Annotated in this window: 18 protein-coding genes; 7 read left to right on the forward strand and 11 right to left on the reverse strand. The window is 45.5% G+C overall.

All coding sequences use genetic code 11. The features are described 5' to 3' along the window. Window positions 1–98 precede the first annotated feature (98 nt). The 4 genes from JGK16_RS04145 to JGK16_RS04160 all read right to left on the reverse strand — a co-directional run bounded on the left by JGK16_RS04145 (window position 99) and on the right by JGK16_RS04160 (window position 4,659). The gene (locus JGK16_RS04145) at window positions 99–2,219 is read right to left on the reverse strand and encodes a serine/threonine-protein kinase (RefSeq protein WP_293202793.1); all 2,121 of its coding nucleotides are present in this window, start codon (window positions 2,217–2,219) and stop codon (window positions 99–101) included. A 213-nt stretch (window positions 2,220–2,432) separates the two neighbouring features. Then, complete coding sequence (locus JGK16_RS04150) at window positions 2,433–3,347, reverse strand: Rpn family recombination-promoting nuclease/putative transposase (protein ID WP_293189661.1); 915 nt, start codon at window positions 3,345–3,347, stop codon at window positions 2,433–2,435. A gap of 174 nt (window positions 3,348–3,521) precedes the next feature. Next, window positions 3,522–4,457, reverse strand: coding sequence for an NAD-dependent epimerase/dehydratase family protein (locus JGK16_RS04155; RefSeq protein ID WP_293202795.1), 936 nt, complete (start codon window positions 4,455–4,457; stop codon window positions 3,522–3,524). A gap of 70 nt (window positions 4,458–4,527) precedes the next feature. After that, a complete protein-coding gene (locus tag JGK16_RS04160) occupies window positions 4,528–4,659 on the reverse strand; it encodes a hypothetical protein (protein WP_293202797.1) in 132 nt (43 codons plus the stop codon). 26 nt (window positions 4,660–4,685) lie between these two features. Between JGK16_RS04160 and dnaG the strand changes: the two genes are divergently transcribed. Continuing rightward, complete coding sequence (gene dnaG, locus JGK16_RS04165; RefSeq protein ID WP_293174805.1) at window positions 4,686–6,686, forward strand: DNA primase; 2,001 nt, start codon at window positions 4,686–4,688, stop codon at window positions 6,684–6,686. Between the two features lie 149 nt (window positions 6,687–6,835). Here dnaG and JGK16_RS04170 read toward each other — a convergent pair whose 3' ends face one another. After that, complete coding sequence (locus JGK16_RS04170; protein WP_293202799.1) at window positions 6,836–7,357, reverse strand: pentapeptide repeat-containing protein; 522 nt, start codon at window positions 7,355–7,357, stop codon at window positions 6,836–6,838. A 12-nt stretch (window positions 7,358–7,369) separates the two neighbouring features. Here JGK16_RS04170 and JGK16_RS04175 point away from each other — a divergent pair, with 12 nt between their 5' ends. After that, window positions 7,370–7,936 (forward strand): YraN family protein, encoded by a 567-nt coding sequence (locus JGK16_RS04175; protein ID WP_293202802.1) that lies wholly within the window; start codon window positions 7,370–7,372, stop codon window positions 7,934–7,936. 196 nt (window positions 7,937–8,132) lie between these two features. On the opposite strand, the gene JGK16_RS04180 is transcribed toward JGK16_RS04175, so the two are convergent. Next, complete coding sequence (locus tag JGK16_RS04180; protein ID WP_293154581.1) at window positions 8,133–8,522, reverse strand: hypothetical protein; 390 nt, start codon at window positions 8,520–8,522, stop codon at window positions 8,133–8,135. 145 nt (window positions 8,523–8,667) lie between these two features. On the opposite strand from JGK16_RS04180, the gene queA reads away from it, so the two are divergent. Next, complete coding sequence (queA, locus tag JGK16_RS04185) at window positions 8,668–9,798, forward strand: tRNA preQ1(34) S-adenosylmethionine ribosyltransferase-isomerase QueA (RefSeq protein ID WP_293202813.1); 1,131 nt, start codon at window positions 8,668–8,670, stop codon at window positions 9,796–9,798. A gap of 152 nt (window positions 9,799–9,950) precedes the next feature. Here the strand turns inward: queA and rpmF are convergent, their stop codons facing one another. From rpmF to JGK16_RS04200, 3 genes are all read right to left on the reverse strand, one after another. Then, the gene (rpmF, locus tag JGK16_RS04190; RefSeq protein WP_006632406.1) at window positions 9,951–10,124 is read right to left on the reverse strand and encodes a 50S ribosomal protein L32; all 174 of its coding nucleotides are present in this window, start codon (window positions 10,122–10,124) and stop codon (window positions 9,951–9,953) included. Window positions 10,125–10,493: 369 nt separating this feature from the next. Then, complete coding sequence (locus JGK16_RS04195) at window positions 10,494–10,970, reverse strand: TM2 domain-containing protein (protein WP_293174814.1); 477 nt, start codon at window positions 10,968–10,970, stop codon at window positions 10,494–10,496. A 112-nt stretch (window positions 10,971–11,082) separates the two neighbouring features. Beyond that, complete coding sequence (locus tag JGK16_RS04200; RefSeq protein ID WP_293174817.1) at window positions 11,083–11,352, reverse strand: hypothetical protein; 270 nt, start codon at window positions 11,350–11,352, stop codon at window positions 11,083–11,085. 7 nt (window positions 11,353–11,359) lie between these two features. On the opposite strand from JGK16_RS04200, the gene acsF reads away from it, so the two are divergent. The 3 genes from acsF (at window position 11,360) to JGK16_RS04215 (ending at window position 13,441) form a co-directional block, all read left to right on the forward strand. After that, window positions 11,360–12,433, forward strand: coding sequence for a magnesium-protoporphyrin IX monomethyl ester (oxidative) cyclase (acsF, locus tag JGK16_RS04205; protein ID WP_293189653.1), 1,074 nt, complete (start codon window positions 11,360–11,362; stop codon window positions 12,431–12,433). 104 nt (window positions 12,434–12,537) lie between these two features. Then, a complete protein-coding gene (locus JGK16_RS04210) occupies window positions 12,538–13,140 on the forward strand; it encodes a Uma2 family endonuclease (RefSeq protein WP_293202805.1) in 603 nt (200 codons plus the stop codon). A 58-nt stretch (window positions 13,141–13,198) separates the two neighbouring features. Continuing rightward, window positions 13,199–13,441: a hypothetical protein gene (locus JGK16_RS04215; protein ID WP_293174826.1), complete on the forward strand. Its 243-nt coding sequence runs from the start codon at window positions 13,199–13,201 to the stop codon at window positions 13,439–13,441. A 167-nt stretch (window positions 13,442–13,608) separates the two neighbouring features. On the opposite strand, the gene JGK16_RS04220 is transcribed toward JGK16_RS04215, so the two are convergent. Both JGK16_RS04220 and JGK16_RS04225 read right to left on the reverse strand, forming a co-directional pair. Beyond that, the gene (locus JGK16_RS04220) at window positions 13,609–15,948 is read right to left on the reverse strand and encodes a CHAT domain-containing protein (protein WP_293202808.1); all 2,340 of its coding nucleotides are present in this window, start codon (window positions 15,946–15,948) and stop codon (window positions 13,609–13,611) included. A 36-nt stretch (window positions 15,949–15,984) separates the two neighbouring features. Then, entirely contained in the window at window positions 15,985–16,140 is a 156-nt protein-coding gene (locus JGK16_RS04225) for a hypothetical protein (RefSeq protein ID WP_293174832.1), read from the reverse strand. An 87-nt stretch (window positions 16,141–16,227) separates the two neighbouring features. On the opposite strand from JGK16_RS04225, the gene JGK16_RS04230 reads away from it, so the two are divergent. Next, window positions 16,228–17,742 (forward strand): phospholipid carrier-dependent glycosyltransferase, encoded by a 1,515-nt coding sequence (locus JGK16_RS04230; protein ID WP_293174835.1) that lies wholly within the window; start codon window positions 16,228–16,230, stop codon window positions 17,740–17,742. Window positions 17,743–17,867 lie beyond the last annotated feature (125 nt).

Consider the following 17,867-nt stretch of genomic DNA (forward strand, 5'->3'; position numbering starts at 1 on the left):
AGACGCGAATTGCATTCGCCCGGTTATCTTCAACCCGCGCAGGCTGGTTTTGTTTGTATAGACGCGAATTCCATTCGCCCGGTTTTCCTAATTAACAATTATTGTTGTTTAGGCGGTGGCTGGCTGATTCCGGGCTGACTTTCGGCCCGTTTTTTTGCCTCCACAGCCGCTCCATAATCCGGCTTGTAGCGAATTGCTTTGTCGTAAGAGCCGATCGCATCTCCGAATCTTTTCACCGCTACAAGGGCGTTACCGCGGCTGTACCAGGCTTCCGAATAGTCCGGTTTGACATAGACAGCTTCGTTGTAAGAGGCGATCGCATCTTCGTACCGCTTCAAATTGTACTGAGCATTACCTCTATTGTACCAGCCTTGAGATTCTTTCGGATTTAAATCCAAGGCTTTACTGTAACACTCAATAGCTGATTCGTACTTGCGTAATTCGTGGTAAGACCAACCTAAATTATACCATGCTTGATGATAATCCGGTTTTAATTTAACAGCTTTTTCGTAAGCTTCTACCGCTTCTTCATGTCGGCGCATTTTCAGCAAAGCTATGCCTTTACTATACCAAGCTTGATAAAAATTAGGCTGAAACCGCACCGCTTTTTCATAAGCTTCAAAAGCTTCTTGGTTTTTGTTCAATTCTAGGAAAACATTGCCTAAATTGTACCAAGCATCAGAATTGTCGAATTTGATTTCAACGGCTTTTTGATAGGATTCAACAGCGCGATCGTACTGTTTCAAATTTTGGTGAGCTTGGCCGCGATTGTACCACGCAAGGTACAAATTTGGCTGAAAATGTACGGCTTTTTCGTAGGATGCGATCGCCTCTTCGTAGCGCTGCGAGTCTAACAAAGCATCGCCTCTACCTTCCCAGGCTGCGGGATAATCCGGCTGGATTTTCAAAGCATTGTCAAAAGATGCGATCGCCTCCTTTGACTGTTCTAACTTATCCAAAGCATAACCGCGTCCCGTCCAAGCCTCCAAATACTCCGGCTTTAATTCTATAGCTTTATCGTAGGCTGACTGTGATTCCTTGTATTTTTTCAACTCATATAAAGTTTTAGCTTTTTCCTGCCAAACTTCCGCATAATCCGGGCGGAGAGTTATGGCTCGTTCGTAAGCTGCTAGAGCTTCTTCAAACTTGCTTAAATTGTAAAGAGTAATCCCTCGATTGTGCAAGTCAGTTGCATTTGCAGAATTAAAAGTATTGACACCATAAATTGATGCTAGAATAGTGATACCAATAAAACTGGCGATTGCGCCAATTTTAAAATATAGTTTTTGTCGCGGTTGAGGCAGCTTTTTTGCAGCAACAACCGGAGGTAATATCGGAACAGTACCGCTGAAAGAATTTTGCAACTCTTTAATAGCTTGCAGAGTTTCGCCAGCACTCGCATAACGCTGCCGAAAATCGTACTTTACCATCCGATCTAAAATCTTGGCAAATTCAGGACTAACCGATACTTTATCTTGCCAAATAATTTCCTCTGTATCATGATTTTTTGGCATTTGGTGGGGATTGATGCCCGTGAGAAACTGAATTGCGATCGCACCTGCGGCATAAATATCGCTGCTGAGTTTCGGATTACCGTGAGCTTGTTCGCTGGGCATATAACCGGGAGTTCCGATGCTCACACTCAAGCTATTCTTGGGCTGAGAATTAGTAATTTGAGTAGTAATTTCCTTGACTGCGCCGAAGTCAATTAACACTAACTTACCATCTCGATCTCGGCGCAGGATATTGCGCGGATTGACATCCCGGTGAATCACGTTTTGCTGGTGTACAAAATCTAAAATCTCCAGAAGTTCCTGCAAAATTGCAATCACTTCATCTTCTTTCATTCCGCCCGGATTTCCTGAAGAACCCCCCCCTTGGTAAGGGGGGGGTTGGGGGGGTGTAATTTCTTGACTTAAATCGTGGCCTTCGATAAATTCTTGAACGAGATAAAACTCTTGATTTTCTTCAAAGTAAGCAAAAAGTTGCGGAATGCGATCGTGATTTCCCAACTTATATAAGACTTGTGCTTCCGTATCAAACAAACGTCTTGCTATCTGTAAAGTTTCGGGATCGGTTGCTTGAGGTTTAAGCTGCTTGACGACGCACAGGTGATTACCTGGTAGCTGCTTATCTTCAGCTAAATAAGTTTGAGCAAATCCGCCGCCTCCCAAGTGACGGATAATGCTGTAGCGAGTGCCGAGTGTGATTCCAAGCATGAAATTTACCTGATATTTCCGAGTTTTTCTCCCCTTTCGGAGTAAAACAGGGGTTTGGGGAGAGGTTTTGTATCTGATTCAGTTTAACTAATTTGCGATCGGCTTTACAGCAGAAAGTCTATGAAAATACCAGTAGATTCTGCTGACAAGTGGTAAAATAGTCAGCGAATCATCTTTGCTCTGACAGTTTTACTTCAAAAAAGAGTGGTTAGTTTATTGAGAATTAACCTCCAACCAAGCAGTCAAATCTTCCGCGTTGGAGAAATCTAACAGGGCTTCTGTTAAATCATCCAATTTGTCGATCGACAATTCGCCGATCTGGGTTTGAACATCCGGGTTTAGTTGACCTAAACGGCGATTCAGCAAACGCATAGTTAACTCTATTTGTCCTTGTTTCTTGCCTTCTTCCCTGCCTTCTTCCCTGCTTAGAGCCACAGAACCCTCCTGATCTTGAATCAAAAACTCTTGCTCTTGCAACATATCAAATTCCTCTCGTGTCAAACTAACTTGATTCGCAATTTCAAAAGCTCTCTGAATTTGCGGAACTGTAGCCATTGCTTGAGGTACTTCATTCAAACTTCCAGTAGTTTTAATAAAGTAAATCCACTTGTCGGCGATTGTTTTTAATTCCTCCAATTCTTTCTGGAATTTTGGCAACTCTACGAATACTAACTCCATCTGATTATCGGGATAATCAGACAGGCGAGTTCTTTCTTTGAAAATAAAATGCGAAATCACATCTTGAGAATCATCAAACATTTTAAAATCTGTGATAGTCAAAGCAATCACGGGCCGCAATTGTCGGTAAAGTTCTCCCATTGTTAGTTGCAGTGCATAAGTTTTGGCAGCATTGTACAAAACTCGCTTGCTAAATGCCTGCACGTTCAAAACTTGCATTTCGATAATTACAAATGTGCCGTCGTTTAGTCTGGCTTTGACATCTAAGTAGCTGTTTTTAAGTCCGACTATCGGAGGGACTAAAGAAGGATCGATGATTTCTAAACTTTCAACGATGGCTTCCCCGTCATAAAGCAGGGCATTTAAGAAACTAATCAGAATATCTGTATTTTGATTCGAGCCAAATATTCTCTTGAAGGCAAAGTCTATTTTGGGATTGATGAATCTCATATTATTCTTTTCACCTCAGATAGTTAGAGTGCAGGCTGTGCACTTTACTTTGATTTAACATGGTTTAGACGCATGGGCTAGAAACCCGGTTTCTACGATTTTTGCCAACAATCAGGATAAATCTACGAATAAACCGGGTTTCTGAAGTCGCAAGTGCCTCAGTCTAATTTTAGTTTAAATGGCTTTCAAAATCTGATCGTCAACGGAAAAATCTATCTCAGCTTTGTCTCTTCCCGAAACTACATAATCATTCTGAAATGAATCTTTCAATCCCGAAACTAAGTCAAACTCCGGTTTCCAGTTAAGTTCGGTGACAGCTTTATTAACTGAGGCGAAAAAGTGCTGCAATCTCATGGGGAAAGCTTTCTTTTTGCCAAAGTCAAATTGTTTCGGATCGTAGTGTACAATCTTAATAGCATCGGGTGATTTGCCTGCGGCTTGAATGCAGGCGCGCGCTAAACCATCAAAGGTGACAAATCGATCGCCCGAAACGTTGTAAATTTGCCCGATCGCCCTTTCGTTACCCAAAACCCCCGCCATCGCCATCGCCAAATCCTGACAGTGCCCCAACTGCGTGAAGTGCATCCCGTTACCAGGAATCGGAATCGGGCGATCGCGCGCAATGCGATCGAAAAACCAAGCCTCCAAATCGTTATAATTTTGAGGGCCGTAGATGTAAGTCGGGCGGATCGAAGTCCAAGGCAAACCGGACTCTGCCAAATAATTTTCCGTGTCGCACTTACCCAAATGTCGGCTTTTCGGATCCGTAGCGTCTCCTTCGATATGAGGCATTTGGTCGGATTTCAAATAAACCCCCGCAGAACTCATATAAACAAAGTGCTGCACCCGCCCCTTAAATATCTCAGCTAAAGGCTTTGTATCGCTCAATTCCCGACCGTTGTTGTCAAAAACCGCGTCAAACTCAACCGCCGATAACTGTTCTTGCAATTGTGCAACATTTGTGCGATCGCCCAAAATCTGTTTCACCCCCGCAACCGGCACAGGCTTATTGCCCCGGTTAAACAACACCACTTCATGCCCTTGTGCTGCTAAAATCTTAGTAAGATAAACCCCAATAAACCGAGTACCGCCCATCATTAAAATTCGCATTATTGCCCATGCTCCTTAAAGTTAGTCTCAATATCTTACAATAAAGCGAGTATCTTGCTTTGCCAACACTTCACGAGCGCATCGAACTCAAATAAACCGGATTTTCAAACCGAATATCCTGGCTGACTAGAAGTATTTTCGTAAAAAACCCGGTTTCTACGTACAGAAAAACTCCAATTGTGCGATCGATCAAAACAAACATAATTTTAACTCACCTAACATAGTCCTATGCAAGTTCCTAGGCTGCACCCAGAAACAATCGAAGAAGTCAAACAACGAGCCGACATAGTAGATGTTATTTCCGGTAGAGTTATCTTAAAAAAACGCGGCAAAGAATTCGTCGGCTTGTGTCCATTCCACGACGAAAAATCTCCCAGTTTCACCGTCAACCAAGCCAAACAAATGTACTATTGTTTCGGCTGCGGTGCAGGAGGCAATGCCTTTAAATTCCTCATGGAATTAGAAAAACGCTCCTTCAGCGAAGTCGTATTAGAATTAGCTAAAAATTATCAAGTTCCCATCAAAACAGTCGAACCCGAACACCGACAAGAATTGCAGCGCCAAATTTCTTTGCGGGAACAACTCTATGAAATCTCAGCACTAACCGCCAAATTTTACGAACACGCTTTACGGCAATCTCAAGGAGAAGAACCCTTAGCATATCTCAAATCAGAACGCAAGCTCAGCGAAGAAACTATCCAACAATTTCAACTAGGTTATGCACCCCAAGGTTGGGAAGCACTTTACAGTTATTTAGTAGAACAAAAAAACTATCCGGCGCAATTAGTAGAGCAAGCAGGATTAATTGTACCGCGCAAATCAGGCGGAAGTGGCTATTACGATCGCTTCCGCAATCGCATCATGATTCCCATTCGCGATACCCAAGGTAGAGTCATCGGTTTCGGCGGCAGAGCTCTCGGCGACGAACAACCGAAATATCTCAATTCTCCCGAAACAGAACTATTCGACAAAGGCAAGACTTTATATGGCTTAGATACAGCCAAAACAGCCATTAGCAAAGCCGATCGCGCGATCGTCGTAGAGGGGTACTTTGATGCGATCGCACTTCAAGCAGCGGGCATCTCCAACGCCGTAGCATCACTCGGCACAGCCCTGAGTTTAAACCAAGTGCGGCAGTTATTGCGGTATACTGACTCCAAACAAATTATCCTCAACTTCGACGCCGACAAAGCAGGAACCAAAGCAGCAGAGCGAGCCATTGGAGAAATAGAACAACTCGCCTATCAAGGAGAAGTACAACTGCGGGTACTCAACATTCCCGACGGCAAAGATGCCGACGAATACCTCAAAACCTACTCCCCAGAACAATATCGAGAATTGCTAGACAATTGCCCATTGTGGCTCGATTGGCAAATCCAACAAATGCTCGTCAATCAAGATTTGAAGCAAGCGGATACTTCCCAGCAAATCACCAAAAAAATTATTAAATTATTAACCAATATTAGTGACGACAATCAGTTATCACACTATCTGCAAAAAAGTGCCGAAATCCTCAGTAAAGGAGATTTTCGCCTCACAAAAATGATAGCAGAAAACTTGCTCAATCAAGTAGTCAGCGATTGGGAAAAGCGGCTGAATCAAGACGAAGCATTGACAATGCCACTGTTGATTAGAAACAAACTAAAGCCGAGCAAACAATATAAAAAGCAGCGTGCAAGCAGCGACAGCAAAAGTTCAAAAACAGGCTTTTCAGTAGCAGCCCGCAGTCTGTTAGAAGAAGCAGAAGCGCAATTATTGCAGATTTACTTGCACTGTCCCGAATACCGTCAAGAAGTCAGAGAAGCCATAGAAGCTAGAGACGTGCAGTTTAGCTTGTCTCACCACAGATTTTTGTGGCACCTGATTTTGAATGCAGAAATACTGCACAACATCTATTTACAAGCAGCGCCTTCTGAGTTAATATTGAAATTACAAGATAGCTTTATAGAATATCCGACCCAACTCAATCAAATCTCGCATTTATTTCATTTAAACGAGTTTTCGGAAAAAAATGTGTATCGCGCGCCTTTAGTTATTCGATCGGCGATCGCCTGTATCGAGCAAATCATCAGCATCAAGCGGCGCCGGATTGCCCTCGATATGTGGAAAAAAACCGATGCTGCTATAGAATATTACCAACAACTGTGCGCCGAACAAGAATGGATAGAAGAATTAGAGAGGCTGCGTCAAGTTAATTTTTACGACTTAACCTCTGTACCTTGGGGCTAATAAGATTTTAGAAGACACGGCGGTTTCAACCGCCGTCTTATAGCCTTTCTCAAAAAGGTGAGGTATGACTGACAGGTTATATAACCACTGAAACCAAGAGGGCTGAAGCCCAACAACATACCTCATCTTTCTGAGAACCGCTATATCTTTTAATAATCACAAAACAGAGTTTCGCGAGTATCTCTACCAGTCACCGGATTAGTACCTTTTGCAACTTTACAGAGTTTTTCGATCATATCGTCTCGCAGCAAAGTCTCAGTAAAATCAGCACCGTCAATCACAGCTCCTTCCAGTCTGGTATTGTAACAAAAAGCACCCTCAAGGATAGCATTAGTTAAATTAGCTTTCATCATGCGAGCCAAATCCAAAGTCGCACCCCTTAAATTAGCGCCTTCAAAATTTGCCTCTTCCATATTGGCGCCAAACAGACTTACGCCTCCTAAATCTGCATTGGTAAAATTGCTGTTGCGAAGATTAGCTTTATTAAAACTGTCGTTAGTCAAAACTTGTCCGCTAAAATCAGCGCCAACTAGGATTTCTTTGTCGCGATCCAAGGCGAAAGCAGGTGCGGGATTGATGGCGATCGCCCCAGCGGCAATTACTGCTAAAATAACAAAACTCAGCAAGAAATTATAAATATTTTTGCGATGTTGGCGAATTCCAGAATTCATAAGTTAAAGCTAATGGGCAGCAATGACAGTTCAGAATTGAATTCTACCAGAAAGCGCTCCTCTTCGGTGGTTCCCGCCGCCTCCAACTCTCCGCAACCGACAAACTCTCGGGATATCGGCACGTTGGGAGAAAACTTAGTCGCCCAGTGGTTACAGCAGCAAGGTTGGGAAATCCTGCACCGTCAGTACCACTGTCGCTGGGGAGAGATTGACATCATCGCCCTCGGAAGAGATGAATCAAGCGAAAAAAACCGAGGTATTTCCGATCGCCAATTCCCAACATTAGCCTTTGTAGAGGTGAAAACTCGCCGTCGTGGAAATTGGGATGCTGGGGGAATCTTGGCTGTTAGTGCAGCAAAACAAGCCAAACTTTGGCAAACCGCCGAAATATTTTTAAGCACTCGTCCAGATTTAGCAAATAATTCTTGTCGGTTCGATGTCGCCTTAGTCAGGTGCGAGCCTTCGCGGCAAAAGACCAAGCAAATATTACCACCAACGACAGCGAACTCTCAATCCGCCCTTGCCGGAAACTACCGGCTTACCCTGCAAGAATACATTCGATCGGCTTTTAGTGATTAGAAATGTCAAATTAAAAATTACAGGCTAAAATTAAAAAGTAATACCGCTTGGTAATTTTTAATTGTTAACTTGCCTTGACTGTGGCCCATTGGTTTCTTCATCTTTAACGGACATGGAAAAAGCGTTAACTCCTCTGCCCCTCTTGCCTTCTCCCGCTCGGACTCTGCGATCGCAGGCAATTTATCTGCTTCCCAGTCTAGGCCAAAGTTTCCGGGCAATATCCCAGACCCTTGACAAACTGCTGGCGAAACGCTTCAATTTCTTTGCGGTCTGGGCTTCCGTGACAAACCACGGCCACCTGGTAGCGGCGCATCACGCTCAGCGGCGACTGTCCCGTTTCCAAGCTCCACAGTGCCATTTGCAAGCGAATTTCAGGATCGTAAGGAATCCCGACTTCGTTCATAAAAGCCCGAAAATCCCCGTGCATTTCTGGAGTCAAATATTGGCTCATTTTCACCTTCACGACCCAGCCGTCAATTTGGTGAATAACAGTGATAAATTGCAAAGGAAGATGACTAGCCGTGCGTAGGTAATCCACGACTCTCAGAGTGAGGCTAGTATTAGCGATGTAGTAGAGGTATTCCATAACTATCCTTCGAGCAAAGCTGATGCTACACCTCTATCGTCGCGGGCTATACCCGCCACCACAAGGGGAAAAGCACCCGACTTGGGATGGGGGTTTTTACCCAATTTGTTACCGAGTTGACAGATTTTTGACAGGAATTCACCCGATGACAGAGATTGACTGGTCTTTGGACGCTTATGACTACGAACTTCCGCCCTCGTGCATTGCCCAAAATCCGGTAGTGCCGAGGGACAGTTCTCGGTTGCTGGTGGTAGATTCTCCCAGCAGCCACCAACACCGGATTTTCCACGATTTGCCGGATTTGCTCGAACCCGGAGACTTGCTGATACTGAACAACACCCGTGTTCTGCCAGCGAGGCTCTACGGGCACAAACCTAACGGCCCGGCTGTGGAGATATTGTTGATGGAAGAACGCCAGCACAACTGCTGGCTGGCTTTGGTTAAACCGGGGAAACGCTTAAAGTTGGGAGCCAAAATTGAGTTTGAGCCCGCCTCCTGTGATGACTCTGCGGAAGGGCCTTGCTGTTGCCTTCCCCAGGCTGTGGGAGTCGATCGGCGATTGACTGCGACAGTTATAGAGAGGGACGAGCAAACTGGGGGACGGCTGTTAGAGTTTGACATCCCTAGAGATGCGACTCTGGCGAAGTTTTTGGACGAATACGGCCACGTACCTCTTCCCCCCTACATCGAAAATTCCCAAGCAGCAGCGGAACAGTACCAGACTGTTTATGCCGAAAAGCCAGGGGCGGTGGCGGCTCCGACAGCAGGGTTGCACTTCACCGAAGAATTGTTCAGCCGCTTGGAAGAGCGGGGAATCGAAAAAACTTTTGTCACCCTCCATGTGGGAGTAGGAACGTTTCGCCCGGTGGAGGTTGCAGACGTGACGACTCACAAAATGCACGGCGAATGGGTGGAAGTATCGGCCTCCACTGTCGAGAAAATCCGCGAAACTCAAGCCCGAGGCGGGCGGATCTTTGCTGTGGGTACGACAGCAGTGAGAGCTTTAGAGGGAGCTGCGGCGGCGAGCGAAGATTTTTCGTTGCAGCCTTTTTGCGGCCAGACAAATTTGTTTATTTATCCGGGTTACAAGTGGAGGGTTGTAGACGGGATAATTACCAATTTTCATTTGCCGCGCTCTACTTTGATGATGATGGTAAGCGCGATGATTGGAAGGCCTCGGCTGTTGGATTTGTACCGAGAGGCGATCGAGAATCAGTACCGATTTTATTCTTTTGGCGATGCCACGATCATTTTACCGATGGCAAAGAACGATTAACTCATATCTGGCACCATTCTCAAGGTTTCCTTTAGGGCGGCCAGAAGTGGCCACCCACAAGAAAATATATGTGTTGCCCAACAGCCAGCAAAGCCTGTTAACCGAGAATGGTGCAAAATATCAGAAATGCCAATTTTTAATTTTTAATCGCTTTACTCTTCCTCCTCTTCTTCATTGCCGGGATACACGAAGCTGTTGGAACGCCCAGTCAGAACAGATTTGCCGAGAGACAAAGCTTTCTGAGCTGCCACTACAGCTTTGCGCTTCCATGTGGCTTTACGCATATTCTTCTTGGATTTGGAGGTTTTCTTCTTAGGGACTGCCATGACGCTAAATACTTTCTGGTTGTATAGACAAACAAACATTCTAGCCGATTTTGCCTCGCTGGCTCGACAAACCACAACAAGCAATATCCAGTAGTAGGGTGCGTCAGCGACTAGCTTGTCGAATAACACATAAAATCCGCCAACTGACGCACCCTACATTTCTCTGTGACAAGTAGTAGGGTGCGTCAGCGATTAGCTTCTCCAACAACACGCCAAATCCCCCAACTGACGCACCCACTCCAGCTTAGGAACGAAAATTTAATAACTTAGACTCTTAAAAGTGGGATGGGCGTCCCGCCCGTCTATAAGGGACGGGCGGGACGCCCATCCCACAATCATTAAAATTGTAAGTTATTTAATTCTCATTCCTTAAAGCTCGTGAAAATAGTACATCACGACGCCACTAACTGGGTCGTTCTCGATGCTGACATAACCGGTTTTGAGCATTGCCGTGAAAGCCTCTTCCACTTCGGCAAAAGTAGCGCCGGTTGCCATCACCCCTTGAGTGACAGATAATCTGGCGTTTTTGGTATAAGCTGCCTTGAGGAGTTTAATCCCTAACTGTTCCGGGGTTGGCTTCTGGTATGTCGAGGCGATCGCCCCACTGGTGGAAGATAGCGGTATACCTTGGGGAGATACCCCGAGTTTGCCCCTGATAGTGGCATTGTGCTCGTCCACCATCTGCGGCAGAAGTAGCAAGTCAAACAATTGCCCGAACCCAAATAACCCAAAGGTACACAGCCACAGCAAACCCGTGCCAATCTTGCCGTTGTAGAGGCGGTGGAGTCCGAATGGGCCGAAAAAACAAGCTGCCCATAAAAGGTAACTAACACCTAAATTGCTCATTTTATGCCCGTCCTGCCTGGTTATTTAACTATTGCGCTCCCTCAATATATATTTTGTGGTTGGCGATCGGGTGTTTCAAAAGCTTGACACGGGAATTTATTTATGCTGTATCCTATAAATTGACAACAGGCAGAATTTTGTTCCCGAATCCCTTCTGTTTCAAAGCCCATAAGTAATTGTGCGTAGCAATTCTTAACGCCAGCAACATCTTTCCGGGTCGAGAGCTTGGTAAACTGGAGGGCGTGGAAATTTCAGCAGCTTTGACCTGAATTCCACAGAGAGCGCCAAAGTGCGCCGCACAGCGCTGGTCGGAGATACAAGGGCGATCGCCCGCAGTACCCGAAACCTCAAACAAGCGAGCAATTATAAGCAAAAAATCCAATAAACATATGGTAGATTCGCTCAAAAAACCCGCTTTTGCCCAGCAGCAAGAAGCGAAAACCCCAGCCAAAGAAACTATTCTCACACCGAGATTTTACACAACAGACTTTGACGAGATGGCCAAAATGGACATCTCGGTAAACGAAGCCGAACTCGAAGCAATTATCAAAGAGTTCCGCGTTGACTACAACAAAACCCACTTCGTGCGCGATGCCGAGTTCGATCAATCTTGGGAACACATCGACGGCGAAAAGCGGAAGTTGTTTATTGAATTCCTCGAACGCTCTTGCACCGCTGAGTTTTCCGGCTTCTTGCTCTACAAAGAATTGGCACGCAAACTCAAGGACAAAAATCCGGTACTCGCCGAAGGTTTCTTGCTGATGTCCCGCGATGAAGCGCGGCACGCCGGATTCCTGAATAAAGCGCTGTCGGATTTTGGTTTGTCCCTAGATTTGGGTTTCTTGACAAAGAGCCGTAGTTACACCTTCTTCAAGCCGAAGTTTATTTTCTACGCCACTTACTTATCCGAAAAAATCGGTTATTGGCGCTACATCACGATTTATCAGCACTTGAAAGCGCATCCTGAAGATCAGATTTATCCGATTTTCCGATTCTTTGAAAATTGGTGTCAGGATGAAAACCGCCACGGAGATTTCTTCGATGCGGTGATGAGAGCTCAGCCTCAGATGTTGAATGATTGGCGCGCTAAGCTGTGGTGCCGTTTCTTCTTGCTGTCGGTATTTGCGACAATGTATCTCAATGATATCCAGCGCGGTGGTTTTTATCGATCGCTCGGACTCGATGCTCGCGAATACGACATTGAAGTGATCAAAAAAACCAACGAAACAGCAGGCCGCGTTTTCCCCGTCATGCTCGACGTAAACAATCCAGAATTTTATGAACGGTTGGATGTTTGCCTCAAAAACAATCAGCAATTAACCGCGATTGTTGAGTCTAAAACTCCGAAAGTTTTGCAATTGTTCCAAAAATTGCCTCTGTATTTGTCCAACGGTTGGCAGTTGGTGAAACTGTACTTCATGAAGACAATCGAGTCGCCTTCTGTTGAGGGTGCAGTCCGTTAAGTTTTGATTTCCGATCCTCTGTTACGGCGGTTCTGCGATGGCAGAGCCGCTTTTTTTTGGTATAATGTTAGTCTCATTTTGATGCGCGTCGCTCTGAGGATATTATGGTTGTACAAACAGAAAAACGCTACTGCACTCCCGAAGAATATCTGCAATTAGAAGAAGCTGCGGAGTTTAAAAGTGAATACCGTGATGGAGAAATAGTGCCAATGACAGGTGGAACAACGAATCACAATGAAATCGCAGGTAATTTTTATGCCCGCTTTAAATTGACTTTGGGAAGGCCGAACTATCGCGTGTATATGGGTGACGTGCGTTTGTGGATATCGCAATATCGCCTTTACACTTATCCCGATGTCATGGTGATTTCTGGAGAGCCTGCTTATGAGGGCAGCGGTACGACTACGGTAACTAATCCGGTGCTGGTTGTTGAGGTTTTGTCAAATTCAACCAAAAATTACGATCGAGGCGATAAATTTCAGTATTATCGATCGATCCCCAGTCTTCGAGAATATATTACGATCGACCAATATAAATGTTATATCGAACAATTTGCTAAAAATTCAGAAAATAAATGGGTATTAACAGAATATACAACGGCTGATGAAGTTATGACATTAAGTGCGATCGAATTTCAAATTCAATTGAGCGAACTTTACCAAGGAGTTAATTTTGAGATGAAGGGTGATTCAACAGTTGACAGTTGACAGTTGACAGTTGACAGTTTGAGAGCCACCTCTACCTAGAAGGAAGAGGATTGGAGTAATGAATAGTCTGATTTTAATTTCTCCCTCAAGGGGTTCCGGCTTTCAACCAATTCTTTCTGGTAATATGCGATCGGGAAGACGCAACTCTTTTGTAGACTACAAAGCAGATGCACACAACTGGATAACTTTGATGACAGTTATAAATTGTAGGGTGCGTCGCTCACTGGCAGCCTGGTTGAGGGCGAGAATTATTCGTGGCGACGCACTCTACGTCGTTATTAATCCCGGTTATAAATTGTAGGGTGCGTCGCTCACTGGCATCCTGGTTGAGGGCGAGAATTATTAGTGGCGACGCACCCTACGTCTCTGGTTTTTCGTACTAAATTGATGCTGATTTTTCATCAACTTTATCAAAATTCAGGGTTTTAAAACCCCGCTGTCAACTGTCAACTGTCAACTGTCAACTGTTTACCGCCATTCACCCTGAAGCGTAAACGCAGCCCAATAATAGGGAGACTGCCACTGTTTCTGCTGCAACATTTCCAATTGCGCCGCCCTTAAAGCTGCTGCTGGCGTTAACCCTTTTTTCAGCATTCCCTGATAGAAACTCGACATTAACTTCGAGGTTCCTTCATCATCCACACTCCACAAACTCACCACCACTCGCTTCGCCCCAGCATACATAAATCCTCTCGTCAATCCCACCATGCCTTCGCCTTGAATGTTCTGCCCCAATCCGGTTTGACAGGCACTTAAAACTACTAATTCTGCTGCTAATTTGAGATTGAAAATATCCGTAAGCCGCAGGAATCCGTTTAAGGGTTTGCCATTTTCGTCTACTAAGGACATGAGGATTCCTGATAATTCCGGGTTAGTGCTATTCGCGAAACCGTGGGTGGCAAAATGAATGATTTTATATTGGCTTAAATTCGGGCTGGTGGCTGTGGCGCGACTGGCTGCAAAATCCAAAGATTCGGTGCGAGAATTGGCAGGAACTAAGGCTTGAATGATTTGAGCTTCTTGGCGAGTGAATTTTAAACGGTCAAACTGTACGTTATTGTTGCCTCGGGAGCGACTCAAACCGGGATTTGCTGATTCTACCGCTTGCTCAGTGGTGGCAGAAGAAGAATTTTTAATTCGTTCGTCGTTACCGCTAAAAACTGGATCGGCGAGAATTGCTAAAGTGCGAGTAGGGGCTTGTCTGTCGCTATAGTTTTGTCTTAAGATTCCCAAGGTGGAAGCGGAAGGCAACAGCACAATTTCATGGTTTACTATTAAAGGCGGATTCCCATTTTCACCGGATTTTCCGGGGAGCGAAAGGGCGGCAAAGGGAAGATAATTCAAAACACCATCGCCAACAATCAGCAGGCGTTTTTGACCGAGTTGGGCAGCAACGGGCTGTAAAATAATTTGACTGAGGGCGTTGCTAGCTTCAGCGACTCGATTGGGGATGTCTCGGTAGCGCGGATCAGTGACAGCAGCACGAAAGTTTTTGGCAGTTGTCTCGATTTCGGCAGCTTTTGGTAATTCATAACTGGTAATGCTGGTTTTCGTCACAGCCCAGAGATAGCTGCGGTCTTTTCCTAAAGAATACTGGAGTAAAATTGTATTCTCGTCGAGGATTTGTTGTTGAATCTGTGAAAGAGTTAGGGGTTGCGGTTGGGTGAGGGCGGCGTACCGGGGGCTGGTGGTGCGGATTTGGGTTTGAATGTCCTGATATTGTGTGATTAAAGTTTGCCGCTGTTGTTCTAATTCTGCTTCTTGGGCGGGAGTGTGGTTGGGGCGATTTAGAACTTCGATTCGTCGTTTTTCAAGGGCATCGAGTTGCTGTTGTAAACTGCGTTCTCGCTGCAATAATTCTGGGGCGACACCTTGACGAATATCGGCGTTTGCTTCTTGCAAAAGTTCGAGGAGGCTGCGGGCGCGGGAACGTTCGCTGGCTTCAAAGGCTTTGGTATCATAACCAGATTTGGGTTGGGTTTTGTGCAGTTGCATTAACAGGTCAATGTAGAACTGGTAATAGTTTTGTACGGTGGCAAAGTATGAGGTGCGGAGTTCTGGGCCAGCAACTTTGGTGCGGAGGCTTTCAATAATTTTGAGGGAGGTTTCAATATTAGTGAGGGCTTCAGTGAGATTGCCTCGATCGCGTTTGGCAAAAGCGATGTTGTAAAGGCTGACAGCTTCCCCACTGCGATCGCCCACTGCCCGTCTCAGCGGAAGGGACTGGCTCAAATACTCTAGGGCTTTCTGCTTCTCTCCCAAATCTGAGTAGACACCGCCGATGTTGTTGAGGGTGGTAGCTTCCCCACCGCGATCGCCTACTGCCCGACTCAGGGGAAGGGACTGGCTTAAATATTCTAGTGCTTTTTGTTTTTCTCCCAAATCATCGTAGACTAAGCCAATGTTGTTGAGGGTCGTAGCTTCTAGAGAGCGATCGCCTACGGCCCGACTCAGCGGAAGGGACTGGCTGTAATACTCTAGCGCTTTCTGTTTCTCTCCCAAATCTGAGTAGACTTTGCCGATGTTGTTGAGGGTGACAGCTTCTCCACCGCGATCGCCCGCTTCTCGATACAGTTTTAATGCTTCTTCAAACTTGGCGATCGCACCTTTTAAAGATTCCGCCGTCCCTTGCTGGTACAGTTGGAGCCCTTCTTTCAAGGATTTTTCAGCCGCAGCAGCAGTGTTTCCCCCTCCCTGCTGCGATACCCCTTGACTAATTTGCATCGCACTGGGTGCCGCCACCGCTGGAACTCCTAGGAGGATACTTGCACCTACAGCTATCCCCCAAACCCACAGCCTGAGATTCATAAACACCCGCCTTAAACAAGACCTTGTTAACCGGTATCATAGTCGATCGCACATTGTCATATGCGTTTTTCCTGCCTGGGTGCCAATTACATAGGCAGCATATTGTGAAACAATAGTCGCTACCGCCGATCGCCCCACGTGACAAGCATTATTGCCTGCATCGGGTTTGTAGCAGCGAAGGTTAAAAGTCATAATAGTAATTTTTACGCTCTTTTCAACTGATTATTTTAAAATTAGCGATCGCCCCCAAATCTAGCATCTACTATTTTCGGTTATTTTATGCAACTCAACAAAAAACAATTCAACAGATCCACTCTTGTTTTTGGTCTAGGAATGCTCGGTGTGTTCCTATTTTCTTGGATTCTGCGCTTTTGGGAACTGGAGCGATTTAACGCTTTCGTATTTGACGAGGTTTATTACGCGAAGTTTGCCAACGATTATCTCACTAAAACACCTTTTTTCAACGCTCACCCGCCGCTGAGTCAGTACATAATTGCGATCGGCATTGCGATCGGCACTCACCTCCCCTTCGGCAAAACAGCCGTCAACCCGCTGGCGGGTTCCCTGCTTTCCCCTTGGGATTACCGCTGGCTAAATGCTCTCACAGGCTCCTTTATTCCCCTAGTTGTCGGAGCCCTGGCTTATCAGCTAGTGCGCCGCCACACCTTTGCTTTTCTGGCTGCTTTCTTTATCGCCTGCGACGGTTTATTTTTAGTTGAATCTCGCTACGCGCTCAACAACATTTATCTAGTTTTGTTCGGAATCTTAGGACAACTATTTATTTTAAAATCCGTAGAATCAGAAGGCAAAAAGCGGTGGCTTTGGCTGGTGCTAGCAGGAATAGGTTTCGGTGCTTCTGCTGCTATCAAATGGAATGGGCTGTGGTTTCTATTCGGTACGTATCTAATTTTAATCTGCGCTTGGGTAGTGCGTTTAATCCAAGGAAACCGAGGAGATGAAGAACAGAGTGCCGAGGTAAATCCTGCTCTCCTGCCGCCCGAAAGTCCCGTACAAAGACTGACTCAACTCAAATTCTTAGAAGTAATTTTGAGTCTAGCTGTGATTCCTGTTTTAGTTTACAGCATCTCCTGGATTCCTCACCTGCATCTCAATCCAACTCCCAACTTTTGGCAGATGCAAACGGAAATTTTGACTTATCACCAGCGGATTAAAAGCGGGCCTGACGTGCATCCTTACTGTTCGGCGTGGTACAGTTGGCCTTTGATGCTGCGCCCGATAGTCTACTTCTACAAAAGTATTAGCAGCAACGCACCATCAGATCCAGTTTTGCCGCCTTTACCCAGCGGTGTAAACCCGGTAATTCTTGATGTTCACGCGATGGGAAATCCTTTGCTTTGGTGGCTGTCAACTTTAGCTTTACTGCTAGTAATAGGAGTTTTGGTTCACCGGGTTTTAGTGTGGAGGGAAACGCGCCGGGTGGCTTCTGTTGAGGCGATCGAACAGCAGCGGCCGATTTTGTTTCCGCCGACTACTGAAATGTGGATGGCGCTGTATTTAATAGTTAATTGGGTGGCTAATTTGCTGCCTTGGGTGAAGGTGACTCGCTGCGTATTTTTGTATCATTATATGGGCTGTTCTGTGTTTGCAGCTTTAGCACTTGCTTGGTGGACTGACAGGTGGCTGCACAGCCCACAAACCCGCCTCCGAGGGATGGGGGTAACAATAATTTTTATGGTTTTGGGTGCTTTTATTTTCTGGATGCCTCTCTATTTGGGATTGCCTTTGTCACAAATGGAATGGAAAATTAGGATGTGGCTGCCGTCTTGGGTTTAGATTAGAATATATCTCTCCATAAAAGCCTGTATAGGGCAGGCATCTTGCCTGCCCCACAAGAGTTTTTATAGATTTTCATAAAGACGAAATCTTATGTCTAAAAACTCTCCAAAAACCTCAGAGGA

This window comes from Microcoleus sp. PH2017_09_SFU_O_A, assembly GCF_020738625.1.
Classification (GTDB): domain Bacteria; phylum Cyanobacteriota; class Cyanobacteriia; order Cyanobacteriales; family Microcoleaceae; genus Microcoleus.

Bases quoted from the DNA above. Each gene is read 5' to 3' on its own strand.
- JGK16_RS04230 (WP_293174835.1), top strand. From the start codon at position 16,228: ATGCAACTCAACAAAAAACAATTCAACAGATCCACTCTTGTTTTTGGT.
- rpmF (WP_006632406.1), bottom strand. From the start codon at position 10,124: ATGGCAGTCCCTAAGAAGAAAACCTCCAAATCCAAGAAGAATATGCGT.
- JGK16_RS04170 (WP_293202799.1), bottom strand. From the start codon at position 7,357: ATGAATTCTGGAATTCGCCAACATCGCAAAAATATTTATAATTTCTTG.
- JGK16_RS04220 (WP_293202808.1), bottom strand. From the start codon at position 15,948: ATGAATCTCAGGCTGTGGGTTTGGGGGATAGCTGTAGGTGCAAGTATC.
- JGK16_RS04180 (WP_293154581.1), bottom strand. From the start codon at position 8,522: ATGGAATACCTCTACTACATCGCTAATACTAGCCTCACTCTGAGAGTC.
- acsF (WP_293189653.1), top strand. From the start codon at position 11,360: ATGGTAGATTCGCTCAAAAAACCCGCTTTTGCCCAGCAGCAAGAAGCG.
- JGK16_RS04225 (WP_293174832.1), bottom strand. From the start codon at position 16,140: ATGACTTTTAACCTTCGCTGCTACAAACCCGATGCAGGCAATAATGCT.
- JGK16_RS04175 (WP_293202802.1), top strand. From the start codon at position 7,370: ATGGGCAGCAATGACAGTTCAGAATTGAATTCTACCAGAAAGCGCTCC.
- JGK16_RS04195 (WP_293174814.1), bottom strand. From the start codon at position 10,970: ATGAGCAATTTAGGTGTTAGTTACCTTTTATGGGCAGCTTGTTTTTTC.
- JGK16_RS04155 (WP_293202795.1), bottom strand. From the start codon at position 4,457: ATGCGAATTTTAATGATGGGCGGTACTCGGTTTATTGGGGTTTATCTT.
- JGK16_RS04145 (WP_293202793.1), bottom strand. From the start codon at position 2,219: ATGCTTGGAATCACACTCGGCACTCGCTACAGCATTATCCGTCACTTG.
- JGK16_RS04210 (WP_293202805.1), top strand. From the start codon at position 12,538: ATGGTTGTACAAACAGAAAAACGCTACTGCACTCCCGAAGAATATCTG.
- JGK16_RS04160 (WP_293202797.1), bottom strand. From the start codon at position 4,659: ATGTTTGTTTTGATCGATCGCACAATTGGAGTTTTTCTGTACGTAGAA.
- JGK16_RS04215 (WP_293174826.1), top strand. From the start codon at position 13,199: ATGAATAGTCTGATTTTAATTTCTCCCTCAAGGGGTTCCGGCTTTCAA.
- queA (WP_293202813.1), top strand. From the start codon at position 8,668: ATGACAGAGATTGACTGGTCTTTGGACGCTTATGACTACGAACTTCCG.
- JGK16_RS04150 (WP_293189661.1), bottom strand. From the start codon at position 3,347: ATGAGATTCATCAATCCCAAAATAGACTTTGCCTTCAAGAGAATATTT.
- dnaG (WP_293174805.1), top strand. From the start codon at position 4,686: ATGCAAGTTCCTAGGCTGCACCCAGAAACAATCGAAGAAGTCAAACAA.